13 protein-coding genes, 1 tRNA gene and 1 pseudogene are annotated in these 15405 nt (G+C 65.2%); 8 read left to right on the top strand and 7 right to left on the bottom strand.

Going from position 1 to position 15405, the window contains the following annotated elements:
• Positions 1-54 precede the first annotated feature (54 nt).
• The 4 genes and pseudogenes from OE856_RS04020 to pgi form a co-directional block, all read left to right on the top strand.
• Complete coding sequence (locus OE856_RS04020; protein ID WP_263714752.1) at positions 55-639, top strand: HNH endonuclease; 585 nt, start codon at positions 55-57, stop codon at positions 637-639.
• 83 nt (positions 640-722) lie between these two features.
• Entirely contained in the window at positions 723-2177 is a 1455-nt protein-coding gene (gene zwf, locus OE856_RS04015) for a glucose-6-phosphate dehydrogenase (protein ID WP_263714751.1), read from the top strand.
• On the top strand, positions 2174-2848 hold the full coding sequence (pgl, locus tag OE856_RS04010) for a 6-phosphogluconolactonase (protein ID WP_263714750.1): 675 nt from the start codon (positions 2174-2176) through the stop codon (positions 2846-2848). Before zwf ends, pgl begins: the two co-directional genes overlap by 4 nt.
• Positions 2845-4440 (top strand): annotated as a pseudogene (pgi, locus tag OE856_RS04005) (glucose-6-phosphate isomerase); the annotation flags it as partial. The gene pgl and the pseudogene pgi, both read left to right, overlap by 4 nt.
• 46 nt (positions 4441-4486) lie before the next feature.
• Here the strand turns inward: pgi and OE856_RS04000 are convergent.
• From OE856_RS04000 to OE856_RS03975, 6 genes are all read right to left on the bottom strand, one after another.
• Positions 4487-4560: transfer RNA gene (locus OE856_RS04000), tRNA-Gly, on the bottom strand.
• Positions 4561-4625: 65 nt separating this feature from the next.
• Entirely contained in the window at positions 4626-6662 is a 2037-nt protein-coding gene (locus tag OE856_RS03995; protein ID WP_263714748.1) for an ASKHA domain-containing protein, read from the bottom strand.
• A gap of 43 nt (positions 6663-6705) precedes the next feature.
• Positions 6706-7338, bottom strand: coding sequence for a DUF6778 family protein (locus OE856_RS03990; RefSeq protein WP_263714747.1), 633 nt, complete (start codon positions 7336-7338; stop codon positions 6706-6708).
• A gap of 99 nt (positions 7339-7437) precedes the next feature.
• Positions 7438-8421, bottom strand: coding sequence for a methyltetrahydrofolate cobalamin methyltransferase (locus OE856_RS03985; RefSeq protein ID WP_263714746.1), 984 nt, complete (start codon positions 8419-8421; stop codon positions 7438-7440).
• An 8-nt stretch (positions 8422-8429) separates the two neighbouring features.
• Positions 8430-9350, bottom strand: a complete 921-nt coding sequence (locus OE856_RS03980) for a methylenetetrahydrofolate reductase (protein WP_263714745.1) — start codon at positions 9348-9350, stop codon at positions 8430-8432.
• A gap of 25 nt (positions 9351-9375) precedes the next feature.
• The gene (locus OE856_RS03975) at positions 9376-9672 is read right to left on the bottom strand and encodes a virulence factor (protein WP_263714744.1); all 297 of its coding nucleotides are present in this window, start codon (positions 9670-9672) and stop codon (positions 9376-9378) included.
• Positions 9673-9918: 246 nt separating this feature from the next.
• On the opposite strand from OE856_RS03975, the gene OE856_RS03970 reads away from it, so the two are divergent.
• Both OE856_RS03970 and OE856_RS03965 read left to right on the top strand, forming a co-directional pair.
• Positions 9919-11031: a Ppx/GppA phosphatase family protein gene (locus OE856_RS03970; RefSeq protein WP_263714743.1), complete on the top strand. Its 1113-nt coding sequence runs from the start codon at positions 9919-9921 to the stop codon at positions 11029-11031.
• A gap of 55 nt (positions 11032-11086) precedes the next feature.
• A complete protein-coding gene (locus OE856_RS03965; protein WP_263714742.1) occupies positions 11087-11809 on the top strand; it encodes an RlmE family RNA methyltransferase in 723 nt (240 codons plus the stop codon).
• Here OE856_RS03965 and OE856_RS03960 read toward each other — a convergent pair.
• Positions 11806-12387 (bottom strand): cupin domain-containing protein, encoded by a 582-nt coding sequence (locus tag OE856_RS03960; protein ID WP_263714741.1) that lies wholly within the window; start codon positions 12385-12387, stop codon positions 11806-11808. The genes OE856_RS03965 and OE856_RS03960 overlap by 4 nt on opposite strands.
• 134 nt (positions 12388-12521) lie before the next feature.
• On the opposite strand from OE856_RS03960, the gene gabT reads away from it, so the two are divergent.
• Positions 12522-13820: a 4-aminobutyrate--2-oxoglutarate transaminase gene (gabT, locus tag OE856_RS03955; protein ID WP_263714740.1), complete on the top strand. Its 1299-nt coding sequence runs from the start codon at positions 12522-12524 to the stop codon at positions 13818-13820.
• Between the two features lie 100 nt (positions 13821-13920).
• Positions 13921-15351 carry an aldehyde dehydrogenase family protein gene (locus tag OE856_RS03950; protein ID WP_263714739.1) on the top strand — a complete coding sequence of 477 codons (1431 nt, stop codon included), beginning with the start codon at positions 13921-13923 and terminating at the stop codon, positions 15349-15351.
• Positions 15352-15405 lie beyond the last annotated feature (54 nt).

Below are 15405 nucleotides of genomic sequence, written 5' to 3'. Positions count from 1 at the left end.
GCTCTCGCCTTGGTGCCGAGGATGGGCAGACAGGGCAGAGGCGGAGTCTCTAACATGGACGGCGATTTCAGAACCACATTCGTCAGGGAACCGGGCGCGTTGAAACACCACCCCGCGCTGGTGCTGAATGCGGATTACCGGCCACTTTCATATTACCCATTGTCGCTTTGGCCGTGGCAAGAGGCGGTCAAGGCGGTGTTTCTCGACAGGGTCGATATCGTTGCCGAATACGACCAGGTCGTGCGCAGCCCCACCACCGAGATACGCATACCCTCGGTCGTCGTTCTGAAAGATTATGTGAAACCTCAAAAGCGCGTGGCCTTCACGCGCTTTAATCTTTTCTTGAGGGACGAATTTTCCTGCCAGTATTGCGGCGGGCGGGGTGATCTGACCTTTGACCACGTGGTGCCGCGCGCCCGTGGCGGCATCACCAGCTGGGAAAACGTCGTGGCGGCCTGTTCGCCCTGTAACCTGCGCAAGGGCTCGAAAAGCCTGCGCCAGGCCGGGCTGAGCCTGCGCAAGGCTCCGCGCCAGCCCGGCGCCGAAGAACTGCGCAACATGGGCCGCAAGTTTCCACCCAACTATCTGCACGAAAGCTGGCTGGATTTCCTCTATTGGGATGCCGAGCTGGACGCCTAAGCCCCAGATAAGCCTCGCATTCGCTGCACAGGCTGATAGAGTCCCGCCGGGGTAGGCGCATTGAAGGCAGTCGGTAGAGGCAGATGGTATTTCGCGTAATTCCCGTCGATCCGTTCGACCTGGTCATCTTTGGTGGCACGGGCGATCTGGCGCAGCGCAAGATCTATCCCGCGCTCTACCGCCGTTATCACAGCGGCCAGATGCCCGAAGACGCGCGGATCATCGGTGCCGCGCGATCCGAGATCGGCACAGCCGAGTTTCACCAGATGCTGCGCGACTCGATCGCCACCTATATCGAGGAAGAGACCCGCGATGCCGACGCGATCGAGGGCTTTCTCAACCATTGCTCTTATCTGAGGCTGGATGCGCGCGGCGAGGATGGCTGGCGCGAACTGGCCGAGGCCGTGCGCCCCGGCGTGGTGCGCGCCTTTTACCTGTCGGTCGGGCCGCGCCTGTTTGGCGAGCTGGCCGAGCGGCTGAACATCTGGGAGATCGCCGATGCCGACAGCCGCATCGTGGTCGAAAAACCCTTTGGCCATGACCTGGAAACCGCCCGCGCCCTGAACGCCACTCTGGCCCAGCATTTCCACGAACATCAGATCTATCGGATCGACCATTACCTGGGCAAGGAAACGGTGCAGAACCTGATGGCGGTGCGCTTTGCCAACATGCTGTTCGAGCCGCTGTGGAACGCCCGCAATGTCGATCACATCCAGATCACCGTGGCCGAAACCGTGGGTGTCGGTGGCCGGGCCGAATATTACGACCGCGCCGGCGCGATGCGCGACATGGTGCAGAACCACATGATGCAGCTGTTGTGCCTGATCGCTATGGAGCCGCCCTATGCGTTCGAGCCCGATGCGGTGCGCGACGAAAAGCTGAAGGTCATCCGCGCCCTTGACCCGGTGCTGCCCGAGGACATCGTGCGCGGCCAGTACGAGGCCGAGGACGGGCAGGGGTCTTATGTGGACGACGTGGAAAACCCCGAGAGCCGCACCGAAAGCTTTGTCGCGCTCAAGGTCAGCGTGTCGAACTGGCGCTGGAAGGGCGCGCCCTTCTACTTGCGCACCGGCAAGCGGATGCGCGAACGCACCTCGGAAATCGCCGTGGTGTTCAAGGATCCGCCGCATTCCATCTTTGGCGAGGAGAACGCCCAGAAACCAAACGTTCTGGTCATTCGCCTGCAACCCAACGAAGGCATCAACCTGCGCGTTACCATCAAGGAACCCGGCCCCGGCGGCATGCGTTTGGTCGAGGTGCCGCTGGACATGTCCTTCAAAGAGGCGCTCGGCCCCGACGCGGGCGAAATCCCCGATGCCTATGAACGGCTGATCATGGACGTGATCCGCGGCAACCAGACCCTGTTCATGCGCGGCGACGAGGTCGAGGCCGCCTGGGCCTGGATCGACCCGATCATCGCCCGATGGGACAACGTGCGCGACCGCCCGCGCCCCTATCAACCGGGCGGGTCGGGCCCCGAAGACGCGCTGATGCTGATGCATCGCGACGGGCGCCGCTGGCGCGAGGTAAAGGCATGAAACTGATCGAATATACCGACCGCGAGGCCATGATGATGGACCTTGCCAATGTTCTGGCCGGCGAGCTGGCCAATGCGCTGCGCCTGTCGCCGCGCGCCAGCATCGCTGTACCCGGCGGCACGACGCCGGGGCCGGTCTTTGAGGTTTTGTCGGGGCTGACACTGGATTGGGACCGCGTCGATGTGATGCTGACTGACGAACGCTGGGTGCCCGAGACCTCGGGCCGCTCGAACACCGCGCTGCTGCGGCGCACCCTGCTGCGCGACCGGGCGGCGGCGGCGAACCTGATTCCGCTGTATGCCGATGATCAAACCCCCGAAGACGCGCTGCCCGCCCTGACGGCCGGGGTCGATGCGGCGCTGCCCTTGTCGGTGCTGCTGCTGGGCATGGGAGAGGACATGCATACCGCGTCGCTGTTTCCGGGCGCCGATCTGTTGCATGACGCGCTGTCGGACCAGGCGCCCGCGCTGCTGCCGATGCGTGCCGCCGAGGCGCAGGAGCCGCGCATGACCCTGACCGCGCCGGTGCTGCGCGGCGCGCTTAGCTGCCATGTGGTGATCACCGGCGCCACGAAACGGGCCGCGCTTGACCGGGCCATGTCGCTGGAAAACCCGCTTCAGGCGCCGATCTGCGCCGTGCTGAAAGACGCAACCGTGCATTGGGCGCTGTGATGACGATCTGGGATGAATTGACCGCCAAGGCGCATCAGGTTCGCGATCGGGCGATCGTCGATCTCTTTGACGAGTCCGATCGGGCGCGGGCCTTTTCGGTGCGGCTGGGCAAGATGCTGTTCGACTATTCCAAGACGAATATCGACGCGCAAACCCTTGATCTGTTGGTGAAACTGGCCCGTGAGCGCGATGTCGAAGCCCGCCGCGACCAGATGTTCACCGGCGCCCGCATCAACCGGACCGAGGATCGCGCCGTGCTGCATACCGCGCTGCGCCGGTCCTCCGGGTCGGTGATGGTCGATGGGCAGGACGTGATGCCGGGGGTCTGGGACACGCTTGACCGGATGCAGAATTTCGCCAAGGCCGTGCGCAGCGGCCGGTTTCAGGGCGCGGGCGGGCCAATCACCGATGTGGTGAATATCGGTATCGGCGGGTCCGACCTTGGCCCGGTGATGGCCAGTCGGGCGCTGGCCTCTTATGCCGACGGGCCGCGGCTGCATTTCGTCTCGAACGTGGATGGCGCCCATATCGCGCAGGTGATGGGCGGGCTGGACCTGACCCGCACGCTGGTGATCGTGGCCTCCAAGACCTTTACCACCATCGAGACCATGACCAATGCCGAAACGGCAAGCGCCATGATGGCCACCGCCGTTGACGACCCCGCCACGCAATTCGCCGCCGTGTCCAGCGCGCTGGACAAGACCGCCGCCTTTGGCATCGCGCCCGAGCGCGTCTTTGGCTTTGCCGACTGGGTCGGCGGGCGTTATTCGATGTGGGGGCCGGTGGGGCTTAGCCTGATGATCGGGATCGGCCCCGCGCATTTCCGCGACATGCTGGCCGGCGCCGAAGAGATGGACCGCCATTTCCGCGATGCGCCGCTGGCCGAGAACATGCCGGTGCTGCTGGCGCTGGTGGGGCTGTGGCATCACCAGGCCTGCGGCTATCCCACGCGTGCGGTTTTACCCTATGATCAACAGCTTGACCGGCTGCCCGCCTATTTGCAGCAGCTGGAAATGGAGAGTAACGGCAAGCGCGTCGCGATGGATGGCACCACGCTTGATATCGCCTCGGGGCCTATCGTCTGGGGCGAGCCGGGCACCAATGGCCAGCACGCCTTTTACCAGCTGATCCATCAGGGCACCGGGGTCGTGCCCTGTGAATTCATGGTTGCCGCCGAAGGCAACGAGCTGGGCCGCTCGAAACACCACCTGCTGCTGCTGGCCAATTGCCTGGCGCAATCGCGCGCCCTGATGCTGGGCCGGTCGCTGGACGAGGCCCGCGCGCTGATGGCCAAGGCCGGTTACACGGGCGAGGAACTAGAGCGTCAGGCCCGCCACCGCGTCTTTCCGGGCAATCGCCCGTCAACCACGCTGATCTATCCGCGTCTGACCCCCGCGATGCTGGGCCGGATCGTCGCACTTTATGAACACCGCGTCTTTGTCGAAGGGGTGATCCTGGGGATCAATTCGTTCGATCAATGGGGGGTGGAACTGGGCAAGGAACTGGCGAAATCGCTTGAACCCGTGATCCTGGGCCAGTCCGATGCCGACACCGATGCCTCGACCCGCGCGCTGATCGATTTCGTACAGGTGCATTACGGTGCCGATACCGGCGGTCTTGGCGATGATCGGGATGAGCTGGAGCGGGTGAAGGGAATCGAACCCTCGTCTTAAGCTTGGGAAGCTCCTGCTCTACCATTGAGCTACACCCGCCTGCGGGAAGAACTGCTACGCCACTGCCGGGGCGCCGTCAAGCTAGGAACACGAGACCGGAACGCCTAGCCCTTGCGCCGCCTGCGCCGGGCGCGATCCTCGCCGCCGGCGTTGAACGACAGCTCGGGCAGGGTGACGACCTTGCGCAGCTCGGGGAAGGGATCGCTGGCATGGGGCAGGGCGTTGGCGGCGACGAAATGTTCTTGAAAGCGCGGCTCGATCGCGGTCTCGACCTTGACGATCTTGCGCACGACCTCTTCGATCTCGGCGCGTGCGGCCACGTTGCACAGCGCGATCCGCGCGCCGGTGCCCGCGGCATTGCCGGCGCTGGTCACGCGATCCAGCGGCACATCGGGGATCATGCCCAGAACCATCGCGTGCTTCGGGCTGATATGGGCGCCGAATGCCCCGGCCAGCACAACGCGATCCACCTTGTCGACGCCCATCTCGTCCATCAACAGCCGCGCGCCCGCATAAAGCGCCGATTTCGCCAGCTGGATCGCGCGGATATCGCCCTGGGTGACGGTGATGACCGGGCCTCCATCCGCGCTGCCATCATGGATCAGATAGGCATGGGTGCGACCCTCGGGGCGCGATCGCGCGGTGCCGGTCTGTTCAGCGCTGCCGATCAGGCCCGAGCCATCCAGAATCCCCGCCATGCGCATTTCGGCCACGGCCTCGATGATGCCCGAGCCGCAAATGCCGGTGATGCCGGTGGCGGCGGTTTGCAGCGCGAAATCAGGGTCATCCGACCACAGGTCGCACCCGATGACCTTGAAGCGCGGCTCTTTGGTGGCGGGGTCGATCTCGACCCGCTCGATCGCGCCGGGTGCGGCGCGCTGGCCGCTGGAAATCTGAGCGCCCTCGAACGCCGGGCCGGTGGGCGACGAACAGGCCAGCACGCGGGTCTTGTTGCCCAAGAGGATCTCGGCATTGGTGCCGACATCGACGACCAGCATCAGATCGTCCGATTTATGCGGCTCTTCCGACAGGGCCACGGCGGCGGCATCGGCACCCACATGGCCCGCGATACAGGGCAGCACATAGGCGCGCGCCTGCGGGTTCATCGCGGTCAGATCAAGATCGGCGGCCGGCAGCGACAGCGACCCCGACGTGGCCAGCGCAAAGGGTGCCTGGCCCAGCTCGACCGGGTCAATGCCCAGCGCCAGGTGGTGCATCACCGGGTTGCAGACCAGCGTCAGCTCGACAATGGCGCGCGGGTCGATGCCGGCCTCGGTCGCGATGGATTGCGCCAGCGCGTTCAGCGCCACGCGCACGGCCTCGGTCATCTCGGCCGCACCGCCCGGATTCATCATCGCGTAGGACACGCGGCTCATCAGGTCTTCGCCAAAGCGGATCTGCGGGTTCATCAGCCCCGACGACGCCACGACGACCCCGCTGGTCAGGTCGCACAGATGCCCGGCGATGGTGGTAGAGCCCAGGTCGATGGCAAGGCCGTAAAGCCCGCCCTCGTGAAAGCCGGGCCAGAGGTCGATCAGGCGCGCGCCGCCGCTATGGTCGCGATGCACGGCCAGCGTGACCTGCCACTTGCCCGCACGCAAGGCCGGTTGCAGCCGCGCCAGAAGGGCCGGATCGGCGCCAAGATCGGTGATGCCCCATTGATCGGCCAGCGCCGCGCGCAGACGTTCCAGATCGCCGGTCGGCGTGTGCATGTCGGGCTCGGACACCTCGACCAGATACAGATGCGTGGCCGGGTCCATGATGATGGCGCGGGCGGTGGCGGCCTTGCGCACGACCTGCTTGTGCACCTGGCTTTCGGGCGGCACGTCGATGACCAGATCGCCCTGAACCGTGGCCTGACAGCCCAGCCGCCGGCCTGCTTTCAGCCCGCGAATACGATCATAGCGTTCCTCTACCGCGTTGATCTCGCTGACCGCGTCGCGGGCGACGGTGACGCCATGTTTGGGAAACTCGCCGAAGGACGGGGAGATCTGGCATTTCGAGCAGATACCGCGCCCGCCGCAGACGGAATCGAGATCGACCCCCAACTGGCGCGCCGCCGTCAGAACGGGCGTGCCCAGCGCAAAGCGCCCGCGCTTGCCTGACGGGGTGAAAATGACCAGCGCGTCCTTGGCCGACATGGGGTTATTCCTTTGCTAGCCGGGTCGCGCCGCGGGGGCGGCGTTAGCGACCCCGGCGCGAAAACTCGCCGCGCAGCGTGTCGGGCGCGCTGCCCAGCCAGCCGGCGATCACATTGCTGACATGGGCGATGATGCGCCCGCGTTGGGTTTCGCCGCGCGCCTCGGAGGCCAGCGCCTCGGACCCGGTATAGGCAATCAGATCGGCGTCAACCAGATCGACCGGGCTGAGCGCCTCGCCGGTGCGGGCGTCGACAACCTGGGCGGTGAACTGCACATTGTGCACGCCGGCGCCTTCCAGCCCGTAGCGGGTCTTTTCGGTCAGCGCGTGGAAGGTCGTGACCACCAGAACCAGCTTAACCGGTTTGCCGCCGCGCAGGCCAGAGGCACCCTTGGTCGCGGCCTCGGTGATGATGCGATCGACCTGTTGGTAACGGTCGCCGCCCTGGCCCAGGCGTTCCTCGCGCCAAACGATATCGGCGTCGGGTGCGTAGGTATTGGCCTCAGAGATGCTGAGGCTGCGCGGCACTTGCACGTCGATGCTGGTCACGCGCCAGGATTTCGAGACCTCCGGGTCGATCACATCGGCATACATGGTTTTGAAACCACCGCCAAAACAGCCGCCGAGGGCCATCACCGATGCCGCACCTGCGGCCAGGAAAGTTCGTCTGCTGGTCATCTCGTTACTCCCAATACTGCGCGGCTATCTATCCGCGCAGGGGGCTGTTTTGCAATTTCTTTCGCGTTCCTAGTTGATTACGCGCGGAAACTGTTGCGATCAGGCAGACCGGCGGCGGCGACGCCCGCCACGACCCGCGCTTGCCTCGGCCGCTGCGGCGCTGGCCTCGGCAAAGCTGGCGCCACCCTCGACCGCCTCAAGCACGCGGCTGAACTTGATCCATTCGGTGCCGTTGGGATCGTGGTTCATCAACAGGTTGGCGGCGCGGATGGCCTCCATCTCGACCGGGCGCACCGGGTTCATGATCGCGCTGGTCATGCCGGCGGCGATGGCCATCGGCAAAAACGCGGCGTTCACGCCGTGGCGATGGGGCAGGCCAAAGCTGATGTTGGACGCGCCGCAAGTGGTGTTCACGCCCAGCTCGTCGCGCAGGCGCCGCACCAGGGTAAAGACCTGATGACCGGCCGTGGCCATCGCGCCGATCGGCATGACCAGCGGATCGACCACGATGTCATGCGCGGGGATACCGAAATCGGCGGCGCGCTCGACGATCTTTTTCGCCACGGCGAACCGCACATCGGGGTCTTCGGAAATGCCGGTGTCATCGTTCGAGATCGCGACGACCGGCACGTTGTATTTCTTGACCAGCGGCAGAACCAGTTCCATCCGCTCTTCCTCGCCGGTGACAGAGTTCAGCAGCGGGCGGCCCTCGGCGGCGGCAAGGCCGGCCTCAAGCGCGCCGGGAACCGAGCTGTCGATGCAGAGCGGCACGTCGACCACGGCCGAGACCCGTTCGATCAGCTGGCGCATCAGCGGCGGCTCGACAAAGTTGTTGTCGGCATAACGCGGGTCTTCGGCCATCTTGTTGGAAAACACCGCGCCCGAGTTGATATCCAGAACCATCGCCCCGCAGGCGACCTGTTCCAGCGCGTCCCGTTCCACGGTAGAGAAATCGCCCAGCTCCAGCTCGGCCGCCAGCTTCTTGCGGCCGGTGGGGTTGATACGTTCGCCGATCACGCAGAAGGGCTCGTCAAAGCCGATGGTGACGGTCTTGGTTTTCGACTCGATTACGGTGCGGGTCATGTTGGTCCTCAGGGTTGCAGGGCAGGGCGCGCCGACGCGCCGCCGTTTTCGATCGCCCAGGTTGCACTAGCCTCAATTCCGCCCAGCGGGAAGAAGTGAATGCCGGCAATGGCGCTGTCAGGGTCTTTGGCCTTGTGCGCGGACAGATCCGCGATCAGCCGGTCGGGGCCATAGGGTTTCACCAGGTTGGCCACATCGCGGGCGCGTTTTTGCAGCACCGACAGCGAGGGGCCTACGCCGCAGGCGACGGCGAATTTGATCAGCGTTTGCAGCCGCGCCGGTCCGGCCACGCCCAGGCGGACGGGCAGGGTGATGCCAGCCGCGCGCAGGCGGCGGGTCCACGCGATGGCGGGGGCGGCTTCGAACAGAAACTGGGTGACGATCGACATCTCGATCCCCTTGGCGCGGGCATAGTCTTGCTTCCAGAGCAGCGCCTCCATCAGGATGTCTTCGGCGCCATCGGCGGCGATATCGCGGTTGCCCTCGGGGTGGCCGGCCACGTCCAGCCGGGTGAACCCGTCCAAGAGGCCGGTCTCGATCAGATCACGCGACGAGGTGAACGGCCCCGCCGGATCGGCCCGGCCGCCGGCCAGAACCAGCGCCTCGGTCACGCGGGCCTCGGTGCGATAGGCCTCGATTAGCGCGGCAAAGGCGTCACGGCTGGGGATCGAGCGCGCGGGCAGATGCGGCACGGGTTCCATCCCGGCGGCCCGCAGGCGGGCGGCGGTGGCGATCATGTCGTCATGCGCCGTGCCGTCGATATGGGCGATATAGACCCGCGTGCCCTGGGGCAGCAGCGTGCGAAAATCGCCGATCTTGGCGGCGGTGCGCGGCATCACCTCGATCGAATAACCGGCCATAAGGGCCTCGATCTGCGTGTTTGCCGGTGCGGCCTGGTTTTCACGTCGGCCGAATTGCAAAATTCCCATCATGCCCTCCCAAAAGCGGCGCAGTTCAGTCCCAACCGGCATTGGCAATCAACGCTTTCAAACGCTCAGCCCCGTATTCGGCCTCGATCTTGCTCGCTTCGGCCTCGACCACCGCGTCCTGATCCCCATCCACCGAATAGGGCGCCGCACGGCGCCATTCGGCGAGATAGGCATCGGTGTCGCGCGCGCCGATAGCCATGGCGCAGCGGTCGATGGCCTGTTCGAACCGTTCGGCCAACACCCGCTTGGCCGCGCGCCGGCCCTTGCCGGCGATGACCTGCGCGGGAATATCGCGCCAGTAAACGATCGTGACCTCGGGCATTGCTGATTCCCTTTGCCTGATATTTCGGTTTTACGCCCGGCATTCCGGCCCACGCGGCCGATTTCCGACACGATGGACGCGCCGTGCGACCTGCCGCTGGCCCATAGGCATAATTCAGCCCCCGCCAAAGGGCTATGGGCGCGGCGCTGAAAACTTCTCATCAAGATTATGAAAGACCTTTACGAATCTTGCGCGGTTGACCGGCGCCGACTAGGTTGGGGATAAGTTAAGTTGGAGGGCGTGATCATGGCGCCCAGGCGTCGCAAGCGCGCGGGCGCGTTTCCCAAACCGGTTGAAACCCCTGCGCCACCTACGCCGGACCCGGCCGCGCTTTATGCCGCGCTGGATCTGGGAACGAATAGCTGTCGCATGCTGATTGCCCAGCCAAAGGGCAGCCAGTTTCATGTGGTCGACAGTTTTTCGAAATCCGTGCAGTTGGGCGCGGGGCTTGAGGCCTCGGGCCGGCTGAGCCGTGCCTCGATCGGGCGCACGGTTCAGGCGCTGCGCATCTGCAAAAGCAAGCTGGACCGCCACGAGGTCAGCCGGATGCGCCTGGTCGCGACCGAGGCCTGCCGGCGTGCCCGCAACTCGCGCGATTTCATCCGCCTGGTGCGGCGGGAAACCGGGCTGATGCTGGATATCATCGAACCCGAAGAAGAGGCCCGCCTGGCGGTCGTATCCTGCGCGCCGCTGGTCAGCACCAAGACCGAGCAGCTGCTGGTCGTCGATATCGGCGGCGGCTCGACCGAACTGGTCTGGATCGACCTGTCGACCGTGCCGCGCCACGAACGCCCGCGCGCGATCATGCGCCTGCATGCCGGGTTCCACCCGCCCGAAAGCCCCTTTCCCGCCGCCAAGGTGGTCGACTGGATCAGCGTGCCGCTGGGCGTGGCGACGCTCAAGGATCAGTTCACCGATGTCGATGACGACGCCGCGCGCTTCGCGCTGATGAGCTGGTATTTCGAAGAAAACCTGCACGGGTTTTCGCCCTATGAGAACGAACAGGCGCGCGAGGGCTTTCAGATCATCGGCACCTCGGGCACGGTCACCACGGTCGCCGCGTCCTTCCTGGGGTTGAAACGGTATGACCGCAACAAGGTCGACGGGCTGCGCATGACCAGCGACCAGATCGACAAGGTGATCCGCGATTACCTGCTGCTGGGCCCCGACGGACGGCGCCAGGATCCGCGTATCGGGCGAGACCGGCATTCGCTGATCATGTCGGGCGCCGCGATCCTGCAGGCGCTGATGCGGGTCTGGCCCACCGACCGGCTGTCGGTAGCTGATCGCGGCCTGCGCGAAGGCCTGCTTTATGCGCAGATGAGCGCCGACGGCGTTCTTGAGGACGGGCCGTTCTGACCTTGCCCTTCGCGCCCCCGTCGGGCATGTGACGGCAAAACGAAAGACAACGATCATGGCCAAGAACACATCCGGGCGCGGGCAGCGCGATCTGAAGGTCAAGGTAAAGACCGCGAAAGGGCGCAAGCTCAGCTCGACCCGTTGGCTCGAGCGGCAGCTGAATGACCCCTATGTCAAACGCGCCCGCACCGAAGGCTATCGCGGCCGCGCGGCGTTCAAGATTTTGGAACTGGACGACAAATACCGCTTTCTGGTGCCCGGCGCGCGCGTGGTCGATCTGGGCTGTGCGCCCGGCGGCTGGTGTCAGGTGGCGGTCAAGCGGGTGAATGCCCTGGGCGAAAAACAGGGCAAGGCGATCGGCACCGTCTTGGGTGTCGATCTGCAAGAGGTCGAACCCATCGCCGGCGCCGAGACCCATCAGCTGGATTTCATGGAAGACGACGCCGATGAAAAGGTAAAGGCCTGGCTGGGTGGCAAGGCCGATGTCGTCATGAGCGACATGGCCGCGGCCAGTTCCGGCCACAAACAGACTGACCACCTGCGGATCATCGCGCTGTGCGAGGCCGCCGCCGCGCTGGCCTTTGACGTGCTGGAAGAGGGCGGCACCTTTGTCGCCAAGGTTCTGGCCGGGGGCGCCGAGGGCGAGCTGCAAAAGCTGTTGAAACAGCGGTTCACCAAGGTCGTGAACGTCAAGCCGCCCGCAAGCCGGGCTGACAGCTCGGAAAAATTCGTGATCGCCACCGGGTTCCGACCCGAACGCAACGACGACGACGATTAAAGATAAGGCGGCGTGCAGGCCGAGATCACCTCGCAGGGGCGATCCGAGACATTGCGGAACCGGTGCGGCTTGCGGCTGTCAAACAGGTAGGAATCCCCCGCCTTCAGCACCCGGCTTTCATCGCCCACGGTAATTTCCAGCTCGCCGCTGGTGACAATGCCACCCTCGACCGCCTCGTGTTCGATCATGGTCTCGCCGGTATCGGCGCCGGGTTCATAGCGTTCATGCAGCACCTGCAGGCCCATGGTCTTGGCGTCACCGACCTGCCGGATCGAGATCTTGCGCTGCGCATTGTCATTGCCCTGATACAGCAGCGAGGTCAGGTCGCGCAGCTCTCCGGGGGTAAAGAAGGGCTGCTGCGTCGCCAGGGCGTCGGGTTCAAAGAATTCCGACATGCTGATGCCAAAACCGCCCAATATCTTGCGCAATGACGCAACCGAGGGGCTGGACCGGTTGGTTTCGATCATCGAGATCTGCCCGTGGGGCACGCCAGCATGCTCTGCCAACTGCCTTTGAGACAAGCCATATTGCTTGCGAAGCGCCTTGAGACGGGTGCCTACATCGAATTCTTCGGTCACCGAACGATCCTTCCATCCGTTTGGCGTATCCTAGCCTAATCTTAGTATCCTGCGCAACTTTGGGATAGCAATGCTCAGAATATTGCGCAATATAGATCCGAAGAATCACACCGCCCCACAAAGGAGGATACGCCGTGAGTGCCACCGAAACCCTCAAGCAGCGCCGCGAAGCTGCCGTTGCCAAAGGCGTGTCGACCCGCGGCATCTATGCCGTCCGCGCCGAGAATGCCGAACTGTGGGACGCAGACGGCAAGCGCTATATCGACTTTGCCGCCGGCATCGCCGTGAACAACACCGGCCACCGCCACCCCAAGGTGATGCAGGCCGTGGCCGAGCAGTCGCTGGCCTTTACCCACACCTGTTTCCACGTCGCCCCCTACGAGGGCTACCTGTCGCTGGCCGAGCGCCTGAACGCCGCCACGCCGGGTGATTTCGCCAAGAAAACCATGCTGGTCACCACCGGCGCCGAGGCGGTCGAGAACGCCGTCAAGATGGCCCGCGCCTTTACCGGCCGCTCGGGCGTGATCGCCTTTACCGGCGCCTTCCACGGCCGAACCCTGATGGGCATGGCGCTGTGTGGCAAGGTGAACCCCTACAAGAAAGCCTTCGGCGCCATGCCGCCCGAGGTCGTTCACGTGCCCTTCCCGAACACCTTCCACGGTGTCACGGTTCAAGACAGCCTGAACGTGCTGGAAAACATGCTGCGCTCGTCCATCGACCCCGAGCGCGTCGCCGCCATGATTATCGAGCCCGTCCAGGGCGAGGGCGGCTTTAACATCGCACCCCCCGAGTTCCTGCAAGCGCTGCGCGATATCTGCGACACCCACGGCATCATCCTGATCGCCGACGAGGTGCAGGCCGGCATCGCGCGGACCGGCAAGATGTATGCGATGGATCACGCTGGCGTGGCCGCCGATCTGGTGACCATGGCCAAAGGTCTGGCCGGCGGCTTCCCCCTTTCTGCCGTTACCGGTCGGGCCGAGGTCGTCGATGCCGCTCCCGTAGGCGGCATCGGCGGCACCTATGCTGGTAACCCGCTGGCGGTTGCCGCGGCCCATGCCGTTCTCGACGTGATCGAGGAAGAGGGCCTGTGCGAACGCGCCACCATGATCGGCGACACGATCAAGGCGCGCCTCAACGACATGGCCAGCCGTCAGGGCATGGAGGCCATCGGCGACGTGCGCGGCGTCGGCGCCATGGTGGCGTTCGAGCTGGTCACCGACCGGGAAACCAACGCCCCCGACACCGCCCTGACCCAGGCCATCGTGGCCGAGGCCGAGGCCCGCGGGCTGATCATCCTGCCCTGCGGCACCCGCGCCAACGTTGTGCGTATCCTACCGCCGCTGACGGTTCCGGCCGATCACCTGGCCGAGGCCGTCGATATCCTCGAAGCCTCGATCGAGGCCGCGATCGGTAACGCCAAGGCGGCCTGAAACGGGCCCCACATACGGACGCCGACGCGGCGCCTGTGACATCAGCGGGGCGGGGGGTATGACCCCTTGCCCCGACCGACCTCAACCGGAGACAGCCACGATGAAACACAACCTCGTTGCCGGGGAATGGATCCCTGCGGCCGATGCGGTCGAAAACCGCAACCCTGCCGACACCGCCGATCTGGTCGGCCTGTTCGCGCTGGCCGATGCCGCCCAGACCAACACCGCGATCGAAGCCGCCCATGCGGCCCTGCCCAAATGGGCGGCGTCCACCCCTCAGGTGCGCTCTGATCTGCTAGAGGCCGTGGCGCAGGCGCTTTTCGCCCGCGCCGACGAGATCGGCACCCTGCTGGCGCGCGAAGAGGGCAAGACCCTGGCCGAGGCCAAGGGCGAGACCATCCGCGCCGCCCAGATTTTCCGTTTCTTCGCGGGCGAGGCGCTGCGGGTGGCGGGTGATGCGCTGGCATCCGTCCGGCCGGGCGTGTCGATCGAGGTCTCGCGCGAACCCGTGGGCGTGGTCGGTCTGATCACGCCGTGGAACTTTCCCATCGCCATTCCGGCCTGGAAAATCGCGCCCGCTCTGGCCTATGGCAACACGGTCGTGTTCAAACCGGCCGAGTTGACCCCGGCCTGCGGTCATGTGCTGGCCGAGATCATCCATGACGCGGGCTGCCCGGCGGGCGTGTTCAACCTGGTGGTCGGCTCGGGCTCGGTGGTTGGGGAAACCATGGTCAACCACCCGCTGGTCGATGCGATCTCGTTCACGGGTTCTGTCGGTGTGGGCCGCGCCATCGCGGCCAAGGCCGCCAGCTGGATGAAAAAGGTGCAGCTGGAAATGGGCGGCAAGAACCCGATGGTGGTTCTGGACGACGCCGATCTGGATATCGCCGTGCCCGCAGTGCTGAACGGCGCGTTCTATTCGACCGGCCAGCGCTGCACGGCATCCAGCCGGATCATCGTGCAGGCGGGCATTCACGACGCCTTTGTCGAACGCCTGGCGGCCGAGACCGCCGCGCTGACCGTCGGCAACCCGCTGGATGCGGCCACCCAGATCGGGCCGGTCGTGTCTGAACGTCAGCTGGCCGGCAACCTGTCCTACGTGGCCCTGGCCGCCAGCGAAGGCGCCGAGGTGCTGGGCGGCGAGCGTCTGAACCGCGACACCGAGGGCTGGTTCCAGGCCCCGGCGCTGTTCCTGAACGCCACCAACCAGATGCGCTCGAGCCGCGAGGAAATCTTTGGCCCCTGCGCCTCGGTCATCAAGGTCGCCGATTTCGACGAGGCCCTGTCGGTCGCCAATGACACCGAGTTCGGCCTGTCGGCGGGCATCTGCACCAGCAGCCTGAAACACGCCCGCGCGTTCAAATCGGGCGCCAAGGCCGGCATGGTCATGGTCAACCTGCCCACGGCGGGCGTCGATTACCACGTGCCCTTTGGCGGGCGCAAAGGGTCGTCGCACGGCTCGCGCGAGCAGGGGCGCTATGCGGCCGAGTTCTATACCACGGTCAAGACCGCCTACGAATTCGGCGGCTAAAACCGGCGGATCGGGCAAACGGGCCGGGCGGGGAAAACCCCGGCCCGGCCCTTG

This window comes from Actibacterium sp. XHP0104, from assembly GCF_025751515.1.
Lineage (GTDB): Bacteria > Pseudomonadota > Alphaproteobacteria > Rhodobacterales > Rhodobacteraceae > Actibacterium_D.
Note: the sequence above shows the minus strand (reverse complement) of the source record. Positions and strands in the feature narration are given on the sequence as shown.

Coding starts and splice junctions, on each gene's coding strand:
- OE856_RS03980 (WP_263714745.1), bottom strand. CDS start 9,350: ATGGGAATTTTGCAATTCGGCCGACGTGAAAACCAGGCCGCACCGGCA.
- OE856_RS04020 (WP_263714752.1), top strand. CDS start 55: ATGGACGGCGATTTCAGAACCACATTCGTCAGGGAACCGGGCGCGTTG.
- OE856_RS03990 (WP_263714747.1), bottom strand. CDS start 7,338: ATGACCAGCAGACGAACTTTCCTGGCCGCAGGTGCGGCATCGGTGATG.
- OE856_RS03965 (WP_263714742.1), top strand. CDS start 11,087: ATGGCCAAGAACACATCCGGGCGCGGGCAGCGCGATCTGAAGGTCAAG.
- OE856_RS03970 (WP_263714743.1), top strand. CDS start 9,919: ATGGCGCCCAGGCGTCGCAAGCGCGCGGGCGCGTTTCCCAAACCGGTT.
- OE856_RS03975 (WP_263714744.1), bottom strand. CDS start 9,672: ATGCCCGAGGTCACGATCGTTTACTGGCGCGATATTCCCGCGCAGGTC.
- OE856_RS03950 (WP_263714739.1), top strand. CDS start 13,921: ATGAAACACAACCTCGTTGCCGGGGAATGGATCCCTGCGGCCGATGCG.
- OE856_RS03985 (WP_263714746.1), bottom strand. CDS start 8,421: ATGACCCGCACCGTAATCGAGTCGAAAACCAAGACCGTCACCATCGGC.
- pgl (WP_263714750.1), top strand. CDS start 2,174: ATGAAACTGATCGAATATACCGACCGCGAGGCCATGATGATGGACCTT.
- OE856_RS03995 (WP_263714748.1), bottom strand. CDS start 6,662: ATGTCGGCCAAGGACGCGCTGGTCATTTTCACCCCGTCAGGCAAGCGC.
- zwf (WP_263714751.1), top strand. CDS start 723: ATGGTATTTCGCGTAATTCCCGTCGATCCGTTCGACCTGGTCATCTTT.